Here is a 16,562-nt window from a genome sequence, read left to right as displayed (position 1 = left end):
CCCGTTCACCCAGACAGCACCACTCTCCCTTTCCCCAGATGGACCGTCAGCACCTTAGGGCCTTCCGGTGTAAGAAACCGGATGGTGCCGGCGGTTTCAATGCTGCCGATCGGATTGAACCGGATATTTTTCAGGTAACTTGTCTTATCCATCCGGACACCGGCCGGCATGTTCCGGCTGACAAGTGCCGCACTGTAGTTCCGGGAAATGGTGTACGAACCGCCGTCCGGTCCGAACGTGAGCTGAACCCACTCCCCGCTTCTATAGCTCTCGCTTTGCATGAAATAAATATCAGCAAGCAATGTCTGAAAAAAACGCTGTTCAGTCCTTTCTTCTTCAGCTGCCGTGTAGATGGGAATTGCAAATGCCATCGTCATCAGCAGACTGAGCACCACCAGCATTTCAACAAGTGTAAATCCTTTATTGCCCAGCAGCCGCTTCAACAGCCGATACCGTTCCATCCGCTGCAATCGCAATGGCAGTGCCGTTCGGACAGCTGGTTTCATCTGTCTTCAAATAACCGCCGCTTACAAGATCAGTGATCGCCGGCACTTTTTTGAGATCCATCCGGTAGGATTCCACTTGCCCCTGAACCATTTGCACGAACGCCTTACAGCCCTTTTCATCCACCGATGCCGTCTGCTTTGTGACGTTCGGGATCGCTATCGCAATCAGCACTGAGATAATCAAGAGGACAATCAGCATTTCAATAAGTGTGAATCCACCTTGTTTTTTTAATTGTTTCATTCTCCTTTTTCCTCCTTAGATCGTGTGGACGAGATTATACATCGGCAGCAGTATCGCTAAATATGCACCGATGATGCACAAAGCAATAACCAGGAAAAACAGCGGCTGAATGATGCGCATGGCCTGCGCCAGCTGCCGTTCAAGCCGTTCAAGCAGCACTTCACTGTAGAGCAGCAATTCCTTGCCGAGATGCCCCGCTGCTTCCCCGTGAGTGATAAACGATTGAAAATCATGCGGAAAGTACCGGTGAAAACTTACGGCGACCGACAGCGGCTGCCCGGTCATCACCTCTGAATGAATCGTATCCGCAATAAGCTGGATCATTTGGTCATGTTCCTGATTCTTCAGGAAAGTCAATGCCTCCTGAAGCGAGATGCCGCTATGCAGAAGCGTGCCAAGTTCACGCGAAAACAAATGGGACCAATACATGCGCAGTATATGACCGGCCACCGGAATCTTCAGCCATGTGTTTGCCCGGTCTTCAGCCGGCCTTTTTTTCTGCCATGTGACCAAACTGACTGCAGAAACGACGACCAGCAAGAGAAGACCGAGAAACAGATCCGGCAGCTTCAGCAACTGTACCGGCACTGCAGATGCGCTTTCTTCACTGCCGACCGTGGCAATCAGCTTATGGAGTTCCGGAATATAGCGGGTGCGGAACAAGGAAAACAGCACGAATGTAAATAGCAGTAAAGAGACGGGATACAGGAGTACCGATGTGAATTTTTTCCGCAGTTTTTCAGTCCTGTCGAACCCGGCGGCGATTAATGCGAGAGACTCTGCCAGCCGGCCGTGGTATTCAGCAATTTCAGCTGCAAAAAGCACATCCTTCCGGAACCCGAGCAGCTGAAGTGTTTCAGCCGCAGTCCCGCCGCCGCTCAGCACAGAATGGACCCCTGCTGCCGCCTCTTCCGGTTTTCCGGCATGGACCGGCAGCAGCAGATGCAGCGCTGCAGGGAACAAGTACCCTTCCTTCATTAGCTTGGCCAGCCGATTTAAAAATGCTGTCCGCTCACGGATCCGGAACGGTTTCCGGTCTGAAATGTGGAGGAATCGCACCGATCTTCACCCCTTCCATGACCTGGCCGGTCAGTGACAGCTCCTCAGGCAGCCGGTACAGACGCCGGTTCCGGGCGGCTTCCGTCGCCTCTTCCAAATAAGCTCCATATAACACTTCAAACAGAGCGGCATGACGGATCTGTTCCGGTTCTTCCGACTGATATGCCGGGACAAGCTGCTGGGCGGATATAGCTACAAGCGTGTGAGACAGGTCTTCATAGGATACTTCCAAGTCGTGCAGACGGTGAAGACAGCCGGCTGCATTACGGGCATGGATGGTTGAAAACACCAGATGTCCGGTAAGCGCTGCCCGGACAGCGATTTTCGCCGTGTCGGCATCCCGGATTTCCCCGATCATGATGATATCCGGATCATGCCGAAGTATCGCTTTCAAGCCGGCCGCATAGCTGAGCCCGGCTTTTTCATTCACTTGAATTTGCAGCATCGTCTGGTTTTTACGCTCTACAGGGTCTTCAAGCGTTATGATATTTCGGTTCAGCTGGCTGTTGCAATGATTCAGGAGCGAGTACAAAGTTGTGGATTTTCCGCACCCGGTCGGTCCAGTCAGCAGAAACAGCCCTTGGCGGGAAGCAGCCAATTTTTTGAGCAATCGGGCAGAATCCCTGAATAAGGCTAATTCCTCGAGTGGAAGCGCCGTTTTATCCGAGACGATTCGGATGACGATTGATTCTCGCGTGAGAACAGACGGAAGAGTCGAGATTCGGAAAAAGCAGGAGACTTCATCGATTGTCTGCTGAAATGAACCGGTCTGAGGTTTTCGGCGTTCACTCATATCCAGCAGGGAAAGATATTTGAAGTAAGCGATCATCCGATCGCCGAGATCAAAGGGGATGACGGAAACGGTTTGCATGGCTTGGAAACTGCGGAACGAGACAGAATAACTGTCGAATTCAGGTTTGATGTGTATGTCCGTTGTCTCTGCATCAATGGCCGATTGCAAAAGTCTGAGACAGCGGCGCTCAATAATTGCCTGCATGGACACCTCCGATTACTGAAATACAAAGACCGCCTCTTTGTTCTCCATCAGTATAGGATGGGCTGCCGGCAATTGAAAGAGGTTCTGCCAAGTCCCTGTTTTCAAGGTCCTGATAGGCTGAAATCCATGTTTTTGCGTTATTTTCGTCCATCCGGAGAAAGTGGCATGGCTGAAATCCCCGTTTTCCCCGCCTTTTCCACGGCTTTGTCACAAAACGAAGGGAACTCTTTATTTACACAGCCGTTCCGTTTCTTATATAATGGGAAAGAGATTATTGTGCTTGGTCGCAAAGGAGGGACAACCCATGGATAATATGTTTAAATTAATGGGCTTCTGGACGGGAATTTTTTCAGTCATGTTTTATTTGGGCGATATGCCGGAAGTCTCACTCATCATGCTTGGCAATACCGGCTTCTTCATTCTTTTCGGGTTCTTGAATCTTTCAGAGCGCATGTACATGTACGTTTTTGGAGCTTACCTGACTGTATTTTTCGTAGGTTTCACTTACTACACAACCTTCATCCATGTAGCTGGCAGCGGCCACTGATGAATATGCAAAAAAAAGCGACCGGCTTCCGGTCGCTTTTTTTGTGTCTTCCTATAAAAATGGGTTCGTCCGCTGTTCAGCCGCCGGTGTTGTCGCCGGACCGTGCCCCGGATAGATGCGGGTCCCTTCCGGCAATGTCAGGAGCGAGTTGCGGATGGAGGTGATCAGTTCCTCGTGATTGCCGCCGACCAGGTCTGTCCGGCCGATGCTTCCCCGGAACAGCGTATCACCAACCACTGCGAATCCGGCATCCCGGAACCCGAATGTAATGCTGCCCGGTGAATGGCCGGGTGTATGAAACAATTGAATCTGGAACGGACCAATCACCAGTTTCTGTTCCCGCCCACTAATCAGCAAGTCAGCTTCCTTGATTCGCATGTCGGCGATGATCGGATATTTCCCTGAACCGTTCAGTCCCGGCTTCCCGAGCCAGTCTTTTTCCAGTTCACTCACGTAAACCGGCACGTCGTACATCTCCCGCATTTCGTCGACTGCACCGATATGATCAAAATGGGCATGGGTCAGCAGCACAGCCAGAGGAGTCCAGCCCTTTTTTTCAAGCCGTGCCTTGATTTTTTCACTTTCTGCTCCCGGGTCGATAATCAGACAATTACCATCTTCGTGTGCCACAATATAGCAATTCGTCTGGACAGGCCCGAGCGTCAATATGTCGATTGTCAGCAAATTCATCACCTCAATCCCATTGTAGCACAGCACTGTTCAACAGAATGACACGAATGGCACTCGACAAAAATCAGGACATTCTTTACAATAGAAGAGAATGAAACTGCACGCAGCGTACTTGTCGAAGGGAGTGTCATACTTGAATTTACTGATGGTCATTTTTGGGCTCGTTGCCGTATTCGCGGCAATCGGTGTCGTTCAGACGTTTAAACGAAAAGAATTTTTAGGATTAATTTTTAACTTGCTGACGTTTCTGATCTTTGGCGCATTTACAGCAGCCACTGTCATTTTCCAAGGCTATCCGCCAAGCCTTCATTAAGCTTAAAAGCCGATGCTTCCTGCATCGGCTTTTTGCATGCACAAAAAGACGGATACCCGCAGGCAACCGTCTCAACACATCACTTTATTCTTCGGTATTCTCCGGTTCGATCAACTGCCCGGTCTTTTCGTTATAGAAACGCAGCAGATCGCCGTTGATAACTGAATCAGAATAGCCAAGTTCCTCGAATGCCCGGTCGATATACGGCTCACAGAGCGTACTGTCCGTCTCTTCTCCGGTCTCCGCATCGTAACAGATGTTCCCTGCATAGATGACGTCTTCAGTTACAAACCGTCCATCCCGGAAGATCACAAACTCCTCATGCTCTTCTGAGAACAAGTCACCACCGAGCTGCAGGTCTTTTTCTGCATCCACACCCAGCAGATTCAGGATCGTCGGCCGCAGATCGATCTGTCCGCCGATTTCTTCATCGACATGGCCTTCCCCGTACCCTGGAATATGAACAAATAGCGGAACCCGCTGAAGCTGAGCCGATTCATACGGCGTCACTTCTTTTCCGAGATATTGAGCCATCGCTCCGTTATGGTTTTCAGAAATCCCGTAATGGTCACCGTACATGACAATGACCGAGTTTTCATAAAGCCCTTTTTCTTTCAGTTCGTCAAACAGCACCTTGATCGACTCATCGAGATAACGGGCAGTCTGAAAATAACGATTCAGCGTGCTGGACCCGGAATCATATTCCGTGATGAATTTATCTTCCTCATCCAGATAAAACGGGAAGTGATTTGTCAGCGTAAGAAGCCGGGAATAAAACGGCTGCTGCATCTCTGCCATCTGGGCAACCGACTGTTCGTGGAATGGGATATCTTTCATCCCCCAGTTCACTGCCTGGCCTTCTTCCACTGTAAAGCTTTCGACATCATAGAATTTATCGATCCCGAGTGACTGATACATCAAATCCCGATTCCAGAAACTTTTGGAATTCGCATGCTGTACAGCTGTAAAGTAACCTTCTTCTCCGAGGCTCTCCGCCATTGAGTTATACGTATTACCGCCATGTGTGAAAAACACAGCACCGCCTCCGAGCGGATACAGGGAATTTTCCAGGAGAAATTCAGAATCCGATGTTTTCCCGAGCCCTGTCTGATGATAGAAATTCGGGAAGTAAATGGTATCCTCATCCTCTGTCAGGCTGTTCAGGAAAGGTGTTACTGTCTGATCCTTCATTTCACTGCCAATGACAAATGACTGAAGCGATTCAAGTGTCACCACGATCAAATTGCGTCCCTCAGCAACACCGGTCATTTTCGGTGACGGCTGCGGCTGTGTAGCCTGAACGAAATTATTCGCTTCCACAAGTTCCGAACCGTCTGCTAGCGCCCGCTGCGCCTGAGACTTTGACTGGATATAAACATCATACAAATGGTAATTATATGTGCCGATGTTTTTCACGAGCATTTCCCGGTCAAAACTGCGCGTCAGAAGCTGTGGACGCTCTGTTTCTGCAAGACCGAGGTTTAAAAACAGAACAGCCGCCGTCAGCACGAAGTATGCACGCCGGTACAGCGACCGGGAGGCTTCCGTAGCACTTTTTATGTTCAGATAGCGAACTGCAAGGACCAGCAGCAGCACATCAGCGAAATATAGGATATCTGTAACAAAGACACTCTCTGTCACGCTTGTGCCCAAGTCGCCGAAATTGCTTGTCTGAAACAGGACCGGCAGTGTAACGAAATCACTGAAAAAGCGGTAAAAAGCCACGTTGCCATAAAGCACGGCAGCGAGCAGGGCACTGACGGATATCAAGTACCGGTTTCGGCTGCGCTCGCTCTTGAAAAACAGCGATAGACCGTATACAGCCAGCAGAAAACTGAGCGGATTGATGAACAGAATCAGCTCCTGCATCGGATTTTCGATTTTCATGTGAAAGCTCGTTTTGTAGACGAGGTACGTCTTCAGCCAGGTGGTGATGATCGCAACAGCCAGTATAGTGTGCTTCGGCCATTGATTTGCTTTCATTACTTTGCACTTCCTCTTTTAAAATAAACTTGCTTTTACTGGATATTAAGCGTACTTGTACAGACGAATAAAGCAGAAAAAAGTTTCATTCCTATTTGAATCCTTCACTTTTTACTGTGCCGTTCATTTCGCAGCACGAGGAGAGCAGAGGCAAAAACATCAGGTGCAATCAGACCGGACCTGTATAAATCACGCAGCTCATCTTCCATCAGATCAAGATCAGACTGCCGTTCGCCTGTATAAATGAAAACACCGAATGTTTTCAGCAGCTGCATGACATCATAAAGTGTCTTCAACGGAACGCCTCCGTTCTGATCAGTTGATTCTCAGTGTATATCATGCTGACCGGAATGTCATGTGATTCAGCAGGGAAGTTATCTGAAAGTTGAAAATCGAATGCGAGTGACACGGTCGGATTGGCGTAACCGGCCAGGAATCGGTCGTAGTATCCCCCGCCAAAACCGATCCGGTAGCCTGAACGGGAAAAAACAATGCCCGGGACGATAAGCAAATCAATGTCATCCGGCGGGAGCCAGCGGGTCACTGCAGGGTTGGGCTCTTTCAGATCCATGTACACAGTCTCCAATTCATTCATGTGACTGAATACATAAAAGTCCATTTTTCGTGAAGCGGGATGGCATTTGGGCGCTGCCACGCGCTTTCCGGAAGCCCATGCCTGCCGGATAATCGGCGCTGTATCAATTTCAGGAAATCCCGCTACTGTGATGCCGATAGACCCGGCAGCCCGGAAGACGGGATCGGTCAACAGCCGCTCCGTAATTTGTTCAGTTTTAATGCTGCGCATTTCCGGATCAAGTTCTTTCAGCTGCTGCAGCATCTTTTTCCGTAACGTAGCTTTGTCCATTATATTTTCCCCTTTTCGAAAAGAAAAAACCAAAACCCGCCAAGGTTTTGGTTAAAAATTACTTTGTTTCCCGGTGCACAGTCATCTGCTGATCACGCGGGCAATACTTTTTCAGCTCGAGACGCTCAGGGTTATTACGTTTATTTTTTACAGAGTGGTAGTTACGTTCTCCACATTCTGTGCATGCAAGTGTAATGTTAACACGCATCTGTATCCCTCCCCAACTATATAGGATCAAGCAAATTAATAAGCAGTATTTATACGACTTTCCTATTATACCATATCACTGAAAAAAATCCACTGACAAAATTAGTTTTCCCACTTAAATTTATGGAGTCGCCAATGCCGGAAAAGCTACTTGAACCAGCCGAGTCTTCTGAACCACAAGAACATGACGACCGCAATCACCGCCATGAATCCAAGCGTCAGAAAATAGCCGTATTGCCAGCCGAGTTCAGGTATATATTCAAAATTCATCCCGTAAATCCCCACAATGAACGTAAGCGGCGCGAAGATTGATGTAATGATTGTCAGAACTTTCATGACATTATTCGTCTGATGGGAATTCAGGGACAGGTAGCTGTCCCTGACGTCGGAAGTCATTTCCCTGTTGGCTGTCACCATATCCGATAATTTAATCAAATGGTCGTAAATGTCCGCGAAATACTCCCGGCGTTCCATCACTTCGTTCAAATGGTGTGAATTAAGCATCCGGTAAAGCAAATCGCGCATCGGGTTGATCGTCTGCCGCAGGCTCAGCAGCATATACCGGGTATCGAATAATTCATCCATCAGGTGATCCATCGATTTGTTCTGTGTATTGTCTTCAATCCTGTCAAGACTGTCCTCGATTTTATAGAGAAGCGGAAAATAATTATCAACAATCTTGTCCAGTACCTCGTAAAAAACATAAAAGGGATTCCATTTTTCCAGGTTCCGGTATGCCAGCAGGCGATTCCATACCTGTGCCACTTCAGTGCAAGGCAAGTTATGGAAAGTGACTACAAAATTATCGCCGACAAAAAAATCCAGTTCTTCTTTGATGATTTCCATTTCTTCCTCACGCACAATATGGGTCACAAAAAACGTATGATCATCATAATAATCCAGTTTCGGACGCTGAAGCCGATGGATGCAATCCTCAATGGCCAGCGGGTGAAACTGGAACGTATACGCCAAATGCTGAAGTTCATGGTCTGTCGGCTGATCAAAATCCGTCCAAAACCAGCGGTAGCGGGAAAAATCTACTTCATCAATCGATTCATTCAGTTCCACTTCGTTATCATAAGTAACCCCGATTGTCCGTATCATCTGTTCTGCACCTTCTTACACTAGTTTCCGGTTTGCTATTATCAGTTTAGCACATCTTACGCTATACCCTAAAAATGCATGAACAACCCGCCGGGCCGGAAAAAATCACCGATGGCAGGAACGGCGGCAAAAAAGCTGCAGCGGGACTTGTCATTCAAGTCCCGCTGCAGCTCCGTCAGCATTAATCCCGCTATTCCTTCATTTTTCACCGATCACTCGGCTGTGGTCTCCGCTGACTCCCGGCTTGCCGGTTCGTAAGGCGGTTTGATTGCCGTGCTTCCTTCATCTGTCTCTTCCTGTTTCAACTCAAAATACGTATCTACCGCCGCACGTGCAATTTGGCTGTTGGCACCTATGACATAATCGAAATCCGTCGTGATATAAGGCACCACAACCGCGTAGGCGATTTCCGGATTTTCATATGGCGCAAAGCCGACATGCGTCAACGTCAGCGATGGCCGGTTGCCCGATTCACCGTAATATGTGACTTGGGCAGTTCCTGTTTTACCGGCAGCGGTATAAGGGGCATCCCCAAAATAACGGACTGCAGTGCCCTGAGGGGATGTATACGCCATCCGCATGCCTTCTTTCACCTGATTGATTTCTTCGGGCGTATTGTCAATCCGGTTCAGCACTTTTGGCTGAATGACGGTTTCAATCGGTCCCAGACTTTCTCCGTCAATGGACGGGCTGCGGATTTCCTTGACAACATGCGGCTCCATCCGGTAACCGTCATTCGCGATGGTGGAAATGTACTGAGCAAGCTGCAGCGGCGTGTACGTATCCAACTGGCCGATCGCCTGATACAGCAAGGTCCCACCCGTCGCATTTTCATTCGACAGCCCATCTCCCTCACCCGGCAGGTCGATGCCGGTTTTAACACCAAGCCCGAATTGGGCAAAGGAATTGCGGAGTTGCCGGAAATCTTCCGGCATTACTTGAATCCCCTGGTTGTAAACATATTCAGAGCCGGTCAGCCGAAGCGCAATTTTCGCCATGTAAATATTCGACGACCGGGCCAATGCTTCCTTATCATTCATCGGGATCTGGTTGAACATTTTCCGGTTGAATACAGAGCTGATTTTTTCGGTGCTCTTGATCTGCATCGGTTCGTCGATGAGAACTTCCCCGACATCAAGCACGCCTTCACTATAGCCGGTCAGCACCATCGCTCCTTTAACGGCTGATCCCATTTCATAAGCGGAAGTGAACGTGCCAAAGGCATAATCATACACGGTCGGTTCCCCGTTTTCGTCTTCGCCAAGCCGCTTGCCGACGAGTGACAGCACTTCCCCTGTCTGCGGATTCATCATCACGAGGTAAGCATCCTGCAACAATTCAGAATTAGGACCTTTTTTCAGTTCAAGCAATTTATCAGTAACGATTTGTTCAAGTTCGTTCTGCAGTTCGCTGTCGATGGACAGTACCAGGTCCTTGCCCGCCTGTCCTTCTTTTACAGCTACGGTATCAACGACTGATCCCCGGGCGTCCGTCACTTTCTTTACAACTGATTTCTGTCCCTGCAGGACGCTTTCGTACTGCTGTTCAAGAAAGCTTGTGCCGACGCGGTCATTCCTGGAATAGCCGCGTGCCAGAAAGTAATCGAGACTGCTCGCTGGTATGCCTTCTTCAGGCGAAGTCGTGCTGCCAAGTACGGTGAGATCCGATGCTTTTTCCCGGCTCCAGTCCGTCACTGTACTGACGCCGGGCAATTCGGCCAGCCGTTCAGATACCTGTGCGAATTCCTCGGTGGTAAGTCCTTCACTTTTAATAATCTGCGGTGAAAGTGCATAGCCCGATGTCATTTCCCGGTATATCGCCAGCACTTCCAGCTGGTCGGCTGTCAGTTCGGCCAGCACCTCTTCAGTCAGCCCTTCACGCATGAGCTGATCAGCTTGGCGCTGTTTTTCCCCTTCGGTTCCTTCTCCTGCCCAAATGGCGTTTGCCTGCTCTTCCGGAACAAGCGCTTTTGCCTTTTCAGGGTAAAGGAGAATATAAAAATCCTGTTTATCCCGACGCGTCACTTTCGCTGCCGGCTGATCGATAAGCGCAGCCAGTTTGCTGGCAGTTTCCAGCATTTCCTGACGGCCTGTTGACTGCATTGCTGTATACGTAATGGCGTTTAAGGGCTGGTTATCAACCAACACCCGGCCTTCACTGTCAAAAATGCGCCCTCTTGGCACACCGGTATCAACTGCTACTTCTTCCCTTCGCTCGATTGCCCGTACGAAGTCTTCACCTTTCACGATTTGAAGATAACCAAGCCGGAAAATCAGCAGGGCAAACAGCAGGAAGACGGAAAAAAAGAGAATGCTCAGCCGGAAAGCCGAGTCTGACTTGATTTTCTCTCCCGCTTGCGCTGTCCGCCTGTTTTGGGGCGATTTCATGAAGCTGTTAGCTCCTTTCTGCTTATCTTTGCCGTGTTAGTATATCATTTGGCACAAAAAAATACACACACTTTTTCAGACGAAAAAGTGTGTGCAGAAGTTCGGTGTTAAAAAATTATTTTGCTGCTTCGTAACGTTTTGCCACTTCATCCCAGTTTACAACATTCCAGAATGCTGACACATAGTCAGGACGCTTGTTCTGATACTTCAGGTAATACGCGTGCTCCCAGACATCAAGGCCAAGGATCGGCGTATTGCCGTCCATCAGAGGAGAATCCTGATTGAGTGTGGATGTGACTTCAAGCTCGCCGTTTTTGACAATGAGCCAAGCCCAGCCGGAACCAAAGCGCGTTGTAGCCGCATTTTCGAACTCTTCTTTGAATTTGTCAAAGCTGCCGAATTTGCTGTCAATCGCATCAGCCAACGCGCCGGACGGATTGCCGCCGCCGTCTGGAGAAAGCACTTGCCAGAACAGCGAGTGGTTCGCATGCCCGCCGCCATTATTACGGACAGCTGTGCGTTTTTCTTCCGGTACTGCGCCGAGATCCGCAATCAGGTCTTCGATCGATTTTGATGCCAGTTCATCCTGCCCCTCAAGCGCTGCATTCACTTTCGTGACATACGCCTGATGGTGTTTTGTGTGGTGAATGTTCATCGTTTCTTTGTCGATATGCGGTTCCAGTGCGTCGTACGCATACGGAAGTTCAGGTAGTTCATAAGCCATGTTCAAATTCCTCCTTGAGTCATTAATTTCTACTTTCCAAGCGTATCAAAATTGTCAGAACGCTTCAAATGATACGATTGCGCTTTTCCATTTTGCTTCATCTTCCGTCAAACAGCTACGAAAAAAATCACAATCATAACAATTTGGATGATTCCTTTTGCTGCGACCGATGTTAAAAATCCGACAACGGATCCGACGCCTGATCGGACCGACTGCTTCAGATCCGTCCGGTTTACAATGAGCTCCGCTGCAATGGCGCCGATGAACGGACCGAGCAGAATACCGACGACCGGAATCACGAATGGTCCGATGATGAGCCCGATCGTACTTCCCCACAGCCCCGCTTTTGAGCCGCCGAACCGCTTGACGCTCAGCGCATTGGCCAATAGATCAGCGCCAAACAGCAGCACAACGAATAATATTTCGATTGCCCAGAACCACCATGGCAATTCCGCGAAACCGAAAAACAGGCCATATGTGACAAAACCACCCGCCAGAAACAACACGGCCGGGATGATCGGATAAACCAGCCCGATGAAACTGATGACAAAGAGAACCCATATGAGTGTCCAGCCGATGACTTCCATTTTCCTTCTCCTCCTGACTACAGAGCCGGATCAGTATTTGCTCATCCGCTCCCGGTAAATTTAAGACAAAAAGCCCTTTTCACCATAATGCCCGACCTTGTGCCGAAAAGCAAAATGATGAAAAGGGTTTTTTCAGTTAAGCCCGGTTGCCGAGCACCGCTTCCGCGATGTTAACGGCGTGGTCACCGACACGTTCCAGGTTGCTGACGATGTCGACGAACACAATGCCGGCCTGACCGGTACACTGGCCTTCATTCAGGCGCTTGATGTGTTTTTTGCGGAATTTGCGTTCCATTTTATCAATCAAGTCTTCCTGTTCAGCCACTTCTCTTGCCAGTTCATGACTCGTAGTATTCAGTGACTCCAGCGCTTTTTGTACAGTACCGATGGTCAGCGTGAACATTTCATCCAGATCCGCCATCGCGTCTTCTGTAAGATTCACTTTATTGTTTTCCTGGTAATCGATTAATTCAATAATATTTTCAAAATGATCCCCGATCCGCTCGATGTCCCGAACCGTCTCCATCAGCATGGTGTGCCGGGTGGAATCAGCAGACGAAATGGATTCTGCTGAAATCAGGACCAGGTATTCCGTGATTTTATGATCCAGATTATTGATTGCATCTTCCAGCTGGTAGCCGGTTTCCGCATGCTTTTTGCTTTTCGTTTTCAGGTAATTATACGTCTCCCGGAGTCCCTGCACGGAGAATTCGCCCATGCGGAGCACTTCTTCTTTTGCCTGCCCGAGCGCAATGGTCGGTGACTGCTCGATGAAATGCGGATCCAGGTGTTTTGCTTTAAACTCAATCGTCACATCCTCACCCGGAATGACCTTCGTTACGAGATACGCCCAAAGACCGACCAGCGGGAATTGGATCAGTGTATTAACGACGTTGAACGAACCGTGTGCAAATGCAATTTGCATTTTTTCATCCAAATTAAGTACTACAGCGAGCCATTCAACGTAAGCGGTGAATGGGACGAGCAAGAGCAAAAAGATCACTGATCCCAGCACGTTGAACAAGACATGGACAGCCGCCGCCCGTTTGGCAGCGACAGATGCGCCGATCGCCGCAAGCACAGCAGTGATTGTTGTTCCGATGTTATCCCCGAACAAAACCGGCAACGCAGCATCCAACGTCACCAGGCCTTCGTCGTAAAGTCCCTGCAGAATCGCAATTGTCCCGCTCGAGCTTTGAACGATGACGGTAAAGATCGTACCTGCCAGCACGCCCAGGACCGGAATATCAGCCATCGCGACAGTCAAATCCACAAATGCCTGAAGCTCTCGAAGTGGCTTCAGACCGTTGCTCATCAGTTCAAGACCGAGGAACAGACCGCCGAAGCCGAAGATGACTTCACCTAAATTCTGGATCTTGTTCTTCTTGAAAAAGAAGATCAGGAACGCACCAACCGCAAGAATCGGAAGTGCGTATTCCCCTAAATCAATCCCGATAATGAACGCCGTAACGGTCGTCCCGATATTGGCGCCCATAATGACACCGATTGCCTGCCGGAGCGTCATGAAACCAGCGCTCACGAGCCCGACAACAATAACGGTCGTCCCGGAACTGGATTGGATCAAGATCGTGACGATAATACCGACGAGTACCCCCATAAATGGATTTGTCGTGAACCGGTCAAGTATATTCCGCAAGCGGTCACCCGCCGCTTTCTGAAGCGCATCCCCCATGTATTTAATCGAAAACAGGAAGATCCCGAGACCTCCGATGAATCCAAAGAGTACTTCTTGCCAATTTATTTCCACGATGCAAATTCAACTCCTAATAGTCATTTTCATGCCTTGTCTATTATGAAGAGTTTACAGTGAGAATGTAAATACCTTTATTTAAAATTTACAATCTCTTAACAATCCGTTTTCTTCCTATATACTGATAGCGAGTGGTACGATTAGAGCTGGAAAGGGAGATTTTCATGAACATGTTTCAGTTGCTGAAGGCTAGTCTTATGGAGCCGAAAAAGCAAGCGGCCGCCCGCATCCTGCCTGTCGGCAAAATCCTGCAGTTTGTTTTTCTGTTTATTGCGCTTCTGACAATGCTGTCATTTTTCGAACTGCTCCGCGATCTGGATGAAGCTGCTTTGGGGATGGATGGTCTCGTCGACTATACATCGGATATCGGCTGGCTGCTGTACCCGTTCGGACTTATCATGCTGTTCGTTACCACAACGGTTTATCACTTCACAGGGATCAGTATCTTCGCCTTCATCGGGCTTGGTTTCCTGGCGATCCGCAAGAAAAAAGGTGAGTACCGGCATATGTGGCGGACAGCAGCACTGGCCGCCACAGGTCCGACACTTTTTGCCACAGTCCTATCCATCTTTGGTGTGACCTTCTGGATACTGGCAGCCGTTATGGCGGCAACACTCGTGCTGTTGTGGATAGATGCCCGCTGGTATCCCAACCGGCCGTCATCCCGTCCGGCTTCCCGCTAGCCAGTTTTCTTGTCATTTAGCAGCTGAGACTGATAAAATGAAAGCTGGTACCGGTTTTACCTGACCGAAAAGGAGAGAGTTATTCATGAGTGGAATTGTTCACCGTTCAAATACACGCCCCGTCAAAGTCGGCGATCTGACAATCGGAGGCAGCAACGAACTCATCATTCAGAGCATGACAACGACGAAAACCCATGATGTTGAAGCGACAGTTGCGGAAATCATGCGGCTGGAAGAAGCAGGCTGCCAGGTCGTCCGTGTCGCCTGTCCGGATGAGCGTGCAGCAGACGCCATCGGTGAAATCAAAAAACGCATTAATATCCCGCTGGTTGTCGATATTCATTTCGACTATAAACTGGCGTTGAAAGCAATCGAAAATGGCGCGGATAAAATCCGGATCAATCCGGGCAATATCGGCCGCCGTGAAAAAGTCGAAGCGGTCGTCAACGCAGCGAAAGCAAAAGGCATTCCGATCCGCATCGGTGTCAATGCCGGCTCGCTCGAACGCCATATCATCAAGAAATACGGCTACCCGACAGCTGACGGCATGGTTGAAAGCGCCCTGCATCACATTAAGATTCTGGAAGATCTTGATTTTCATGACATCATCGTTTCCATGAAAGCATCGGATGTCGAGCTGGCAATCGAAGCCTATACAAAAGCTTCACAGGCTTTTGATTACCCGCTCCACTTGGGAATCACGGAATCCGGTACGCTGTTCTCCGGCACCGTGAAAAGCTCCGCTGGTCTCGGCGCGCTTCTTAGCCTGGGCATCGGCAACACCATGCGGATTTCCTTGAGTGCAGATCCTGTTGAAGAAGTGAAAGTTGCACGTGAACTGCTGAAAGTTTTCGGCCTTTCCTCCAATGCGGCTACGCTCATTTCATGCCCGACATGCGGACGCATCGAAATCGATTTGATCAAAATCGCCAATGAAGTCGAAGAATACATTTCAACGATCAAAGCGCCGCTGAAAGTCGCAGTACTCGGCTGTGCAGTGAACGGACCGGGTGAAGCCCGCGAAGCGGATATCGGCATTGCCGGCGCACGCGGAGAAGGCCTGCTCTTCATGAAAGGGAAAACCGTCCGTAAAGTGCCTGAGGAAACGATGGTCGAGGAACTGAAAGTGGAAATCGACAAGCTCGCACAAGAGTATTTCGAAAAGCAGGAACTCGAAAAACAAAATGCATAAACAGGTTGTGATTGAATGAGATACCGATTCGGAATTGATATCGACGGAACTGTTACGAGCCCGACATCTCTTATTCCGCACATCAACGAACAGTTTAATACCGAATTGACACTTGATGATATTAAGGAATATGATCTGACGGCGGCTCTTCCCCACCTTCCGCCGGGTGAATTTTACCGCTGGTACCGGACAGTTGAACCGAAAATATATGCGGCTTCCCCTGTCTCCGACTATGCAAAACAAATTCTCGATGCCTGGAAGGAACGTTACGAGCTGTATTACATTTCAGCACGGGGTGAAGAAGTGTTCGATGTGACTAAAAACTGGTTCGCTGAACAGGCTATTCATTATGATCATATCGAATTGATCGGTTCGCACCGCAAAATCGAAGCAGCGAAAAAGCATGGCGTGCATTTGTTTTTTGAAGACAAGCACGATAATGCCGTGGATATCCATGAAGAACTTGATATTCCCGTGCTGCTGTTCAATACGCCTTATAATCAGGAACCCACCCCCAATGGCGTCATCCGGGTCAATAACTGGCTCGAGGCAGACCGGTGGGTCCAAAAAGAATTCATCAAACAAAAAGCGTGAACGGCTTCGGCCGTTCACGCTTTTTTTATAGGCTATATAAATTGAACTAAAGAAACAGCATTTTTAATTAATGGCATTTGAGGCATCAATGCTCGCTTGCTCCTGCGCAAGC

At 49.0% G+C, this 16,562-nt stretch carries 19 protein-coding genes; 5 read left to right on the top strand and 14 right to left on the bottom strand.

Translation table 11 applies throughout. The annotated features are described in order from the left end of the window. Window positions 1–5 precede the first annotated feature (5 nt). From B0X71_RS07815 to comGA, 4 genes are read right to left on the bottom strand one after another with little or no spacing between them, the layout of a single operon-like run. Complete coding sequence (locus B0X71_RS07815; RefSeq protein WP_198038703.1) at window positions 6–461, bottom strand: type II secretion system protein; 456 nt, start codon at window positions 459–461, stop codon at window positions 6–8. Continuing rightward, the gene (comGC, locus tag B0X71_RS07810; RefSeq protein ID WP_077588888.1) at window positions 421–747 is read right to left on the bottom strand and encodes a competence type IV pilus major pilin ComGC; all 327 of its coding nucleotides are present in this window, start codon (window positions 745–747) and stop codon (window positions 421–423) included. The genes B0X71_RS07815 and comGC overlap by 41 nt, the downstream gene beginning before the upstream one ends. Window positions 748–762: 15 nt before the next feature. Continuing rightward, entirely contained in the window at window positions 763–1,806 is a 1,044-nt protein-coding gene (comGB, locus tag B0X71_RS07805; RefSeq protein ID WP_232336809.1) for a competence type IV pilus assembly protein ComGB, read from the bottom strand. Continuing rightward, complete coding sequence (comGA, locus tag B0X71_RS07800; protein WP_077588887.1) at window positions 1,760–2,803, bottom strand: competence type IV pilus ATPase ComGA; 1,044 nt, start codon at window positions 2,801–2,803, stop codon at window positions 1,760–1,762. The genes comGB and comGA overlap by 47 nt, the downstream gene beginning before the upstream one ends. 304 nt (window positions 2,804–3,107) lie before the next feature. On the opposite strand from comGA, the gene B0X71_RS07790 reads away from it, so the two are divergent. Continuing rightward, on the top strand, window positions 3,108–3,350 hold the full coding sequence (locus tag B0X71_RS07790) for a DUF2626 domain-containing protein (RefSeq protein ID WP_077588885.1): 243 nt from the start codon (window positions 3,108–3,110) through the stop codon (window positions 3,348–3,350). Window positions 3,351–3,401: 51 nt separating this feature from the next. On the opposite strand, the gene B0X71_RS07785 is transcribed toward B0X71_RS07790, so the two are convergent. Continuing rightward, on the bottom strand, window positions 3,402–4,034 hold the full coding sequence (locus B0X71_RS07785) for an MBL fold metallo-hydrolase (protein WP_077590939.1): 633 nt from the start codon (window positions 4,032–4,034) through the stop codon (window positions 3,402–3,404). Between the two features lie 139 nt (window positions 4,035–4,173). On the opposite strand from B0X71_RS07785, the gene B0X71_RS07780 reads away from it, so the two are divergent. Then, on the top strand, window positions 4,174–4,353 hold the full coding sequence (locus B0X71_RS07780; RefSeq protein ID WP_198038701.1) for a DUF2759 domain-containing protein: 180 nt from the start codon (window positions 4,174–4,176) through the stop codon (window positions 4,351–4,353). A gap of 84 nt (window positions 4,354–4,437) precedes the next feature. Here the strand turns inward: B0X71_RS07780 and B0X71_RS07775 are convergent, their stop codons facing one another. The 9 genes from B0X71_RS07775 to B0X71_RS07735 all read right to left on the bottom strand — a co-directional run bounded on the left by B0X71_RS07775 (window position 4,438) and on the right by B0X71_RS07735 (window position 13,978). Further along, the gene (locus tag B0X71_RS07775) at window positions 4,438–6,336 is read right to left on the bottom strand and encodes an LTA synthase family protein (RefSeq protein WP_077588884.1); all 1,899 of its coding nucleotides are present in this window, start codon (window positions 6,334–6,336) and stop codon (window positions 4,438–4,440) included. Between the two features lie 104 nt (window positions 6,337–6,440). Then, a complete protein-coding gene (locus B0X71_RS07770; RefSeq protein ID WP_077588883.1) occupies window positions 6,441–6,632 on the bottom strand; it encodes a YqgQ family protein in 192 nt (63 codons plus the stop codon). Continuing rightward, entirely contained in the window at window positions 6,629–7,201 is a 573-nt protein-coding gene (locus B0X71_RS07765) for a 5-formyltetrahydrofolate cyclo-ligase (protein ID WP_077588882.1), read from the bottom strand. The genes B0X71_RS07770 and B0X71_RS07765 overlap by 4 nt, the downstream gene beginning before the upstream one ends. Before the next feature lie 58 nt (window positions 7,202–7,259). After that, window positions 7,260–7,409, bottom strand: a complete 150-nt coding sequence (gene rpmG, locus B0X71_RS07760; RefSeq protein ID WP_077588881.1) for a 50S ribosomal protein L33 — start codon at window positions 7,407–7,409, stop codon at window positions 7,260–7,262. Window positions 7,410–7,555: 146 nt separating this feature from the next. Then, window positions 7,556–8,512 (bottom strand): magnesium/cobalt transporter CorA, encoded by a 957-nt coding sequence (corA, locus tag B0X71_RS07755; RefSeq protein WP_077588880.1) that lies wholly within the window; start codon window positions 8,510–8,512, stop codon window positions 7,556–7,558. A gap of 212 nt (window positions 8,513–8,724) precedes the next feature. Further along, the gene (locus tag B0X71_RS07750) at window positions 8,725–10,899 is read right to left on the bottom strand and encodes a peptidoglycan D,D-transpeptidase FtsI family protein (RefSeq protein ID WP_077588879.1); all 2,175 of its coding nucleotides are present in this window, start codon (window positions 10,897–10,899) and stop codon (window positions 8,725–8,727) included. A gap of 115 nt (window positions 10,900–11,014) precedes the next feature. Then, a complete protein-coding gene (locus tag B0X71_RS07745; RefSeq protein ID WP_077588878.1) occupies window positions 11,015–11,623 on the bottom strand; it encodes a superoxide dismutase in 609 nt (202 codons plus the stop codon). 107 nt (window positions 11,624–11,730) lie between these two features. Beyond that, window positions 11,731–12,210, bottom strand: a complete 480-nt coding sequence (locus B0X71_RS07740; protein ID WP_077588877.1) for a DUF456 domain-containing protein — start codon at window positions 12,208–12,210, stop codon at window positions 11,731–11,733. Window positions 12,211–12,346: 136 nt separating this feature from the next. After that, entirely contained in the window at window positions 12,347–13,978 is a 1,632-nt protein-coding gene (locus B0X71_RS07735; RefSeq protein ID WP_077588876.1) for a Na/Pi cotransporter family protein, read from the bottom strand. A gap of 167 nt (window positions 13,979–14,145) precedes the next feature. Here B0X71_RS07735 and B0X71_RS07730 point away from each other — a divergent pair, with 167 nt between their 5' ends. From B0X71_RS07730 to B0X71_RS07720, 3 genes are all read left to right on the top strand, one after another. Next, window positions 14,146–14,664 (top strand): DUF1189 family protein, encoded by a 519-nt coding sequence (locus B0X71_RS07730; RefSeq protein ID WP_077588875.1) that lies wholly within the window; start codon window positions 14,146–14,148, stop codon window positions 14,662–14,664. 94 nt (window positions 14,665–14,758) lie between these two features. After that, window positions 14,759–15,856 carry a flavodoxin-dependent (E)-4-hydroxy-3-methylbut-2-enyl-diphosphate synthase gene (ispG, locus tag B0X71_RS07725; RefSeq protein WP_198038743.1) on the top strand — a complete coding sequence of 366 codons (1,098 nt, stop codon included), beginning with the start codon at window positions 14,759–14,761 and terminating at the stop codon, window positions 15,854–15,856. 15 nt (window positions 15,857–15,871) lie between these two features. Continuing rightward, entirely contained in the window at window positions 15,872–16,450 is a 579-nt protein-coding gene (locus B0X71_RS07720) for a hypothetical protein (protein WP_077588873.1), read from the top strand. The last annotated feature ends 112 nt before the right edge of the window (window positions 16,451–16,562 follow it).

This window comes from Planococcus lenghuensis, from assembly GCF_001999905.1.
Classification (GTDB): domain Bacteria; phylum Bacillota; class Bacilli; order Bacillales_A; family Planococcaceae; genus Indiicoccus; species Indiicoccus lenghuensis.
Note: the sequence above shows the minus strand (reverse complement) of the source record. Positions and strands in the feature narration are given on the sequence as shown.

Excerpts from the sequence above, each read along its gene's own strand:
- B0X71_RS07790 (WP_077588885.1), top strand. The coding sequence starts at position 3,108 with ATGGATAATATGTTTAAATTAATGGGCTTCTGGACGGGAATTTTTTCA.
- B0X71_RS07765 (WP_077588882.1), bottom strand. The coding sequence starts at position 7,201 with ATGGACAAAGCTACGTTACGGAAAAAGATGCTGCAGCAGCTGAAAGAA.
- rpmG (WP_077588881.1), bottom strand. The coding sequence starts at position 7,409 with ATGCGTGTTAACATTACACTTGCATGCACAGAATGTGGAGAACGTAAC.
- B0X71_RS07750 (WP_077588879.1), bottom strand. The coding sequence starts at position 10,899 with ATGAAATCGCCCCAAAACAGGCGGACAGCGCAAGCGGGAGAGAAAATC.
- B0X71_RS07740 (WP_077588877.1), bottom strand. The coding sequence starts at position 12,210 with ATGGAAGTCATCGGCTGGACACTCATATGGGTTCTCTTTGTCATCAGT.
- corA (WP_077588880.1), bottom strand. The coding sequence starts at position 8,512 with ATGATACGGACAATCGGGGTTACTTATGATAACGAAGTGGAACTGAAT.
- B0X71_RS07720 (WP_077588873.1), top strand. The coding sequence starts at position 15,872 with ATGAGATACCGATTCGGAATTGATATCGACGGAACTGTTACGAGCCCG.
- B0X71_RS07815 (WP_198038703.1), bottom strand. The coding sequence starts at position 461 with ATGGAACGGTATCGGCTGTTGAAGCGGCTGCTGGGCAATAAAGGATTT.
- comGC (WP_077588888.1), bottom strand. The coding sequence starts at position 747 with ATGAAACAATTAAAAAAACAAGGTGGATTCACACTTATTGAAATGCTG.
- B0X71_RS07775 (WP_077588884.1), bottom strand. The coding sequence starts at position 6,336 with ATGAAAGCAAATCAATGGCCGAAGCACACTATACTGGCTGTTGCGATC.
- B0X71_RS07745 (WP_077588878.1), bottom strand. The coding sequence starts at position 11,623 with ATGGCTTATGAACTACCTGAACTTCCGTATGCGTACGACGCACTGGAA.
- comGA (WP_077588887.1), bottom strand. The coding sequence starts at position 2,803 with ATGCAGGCAATTATTGAGCGCCGCTGTCTCAGACTTTTGCAATCGGCC.
- B0X71_RS07730 (WP_077588875.1), top strand. The coding sequence starts at position 14,146 with ATGAACATGTTTCAGTTGCTGAAGGCTAGTCTTATGGAGCCGAAAAAG.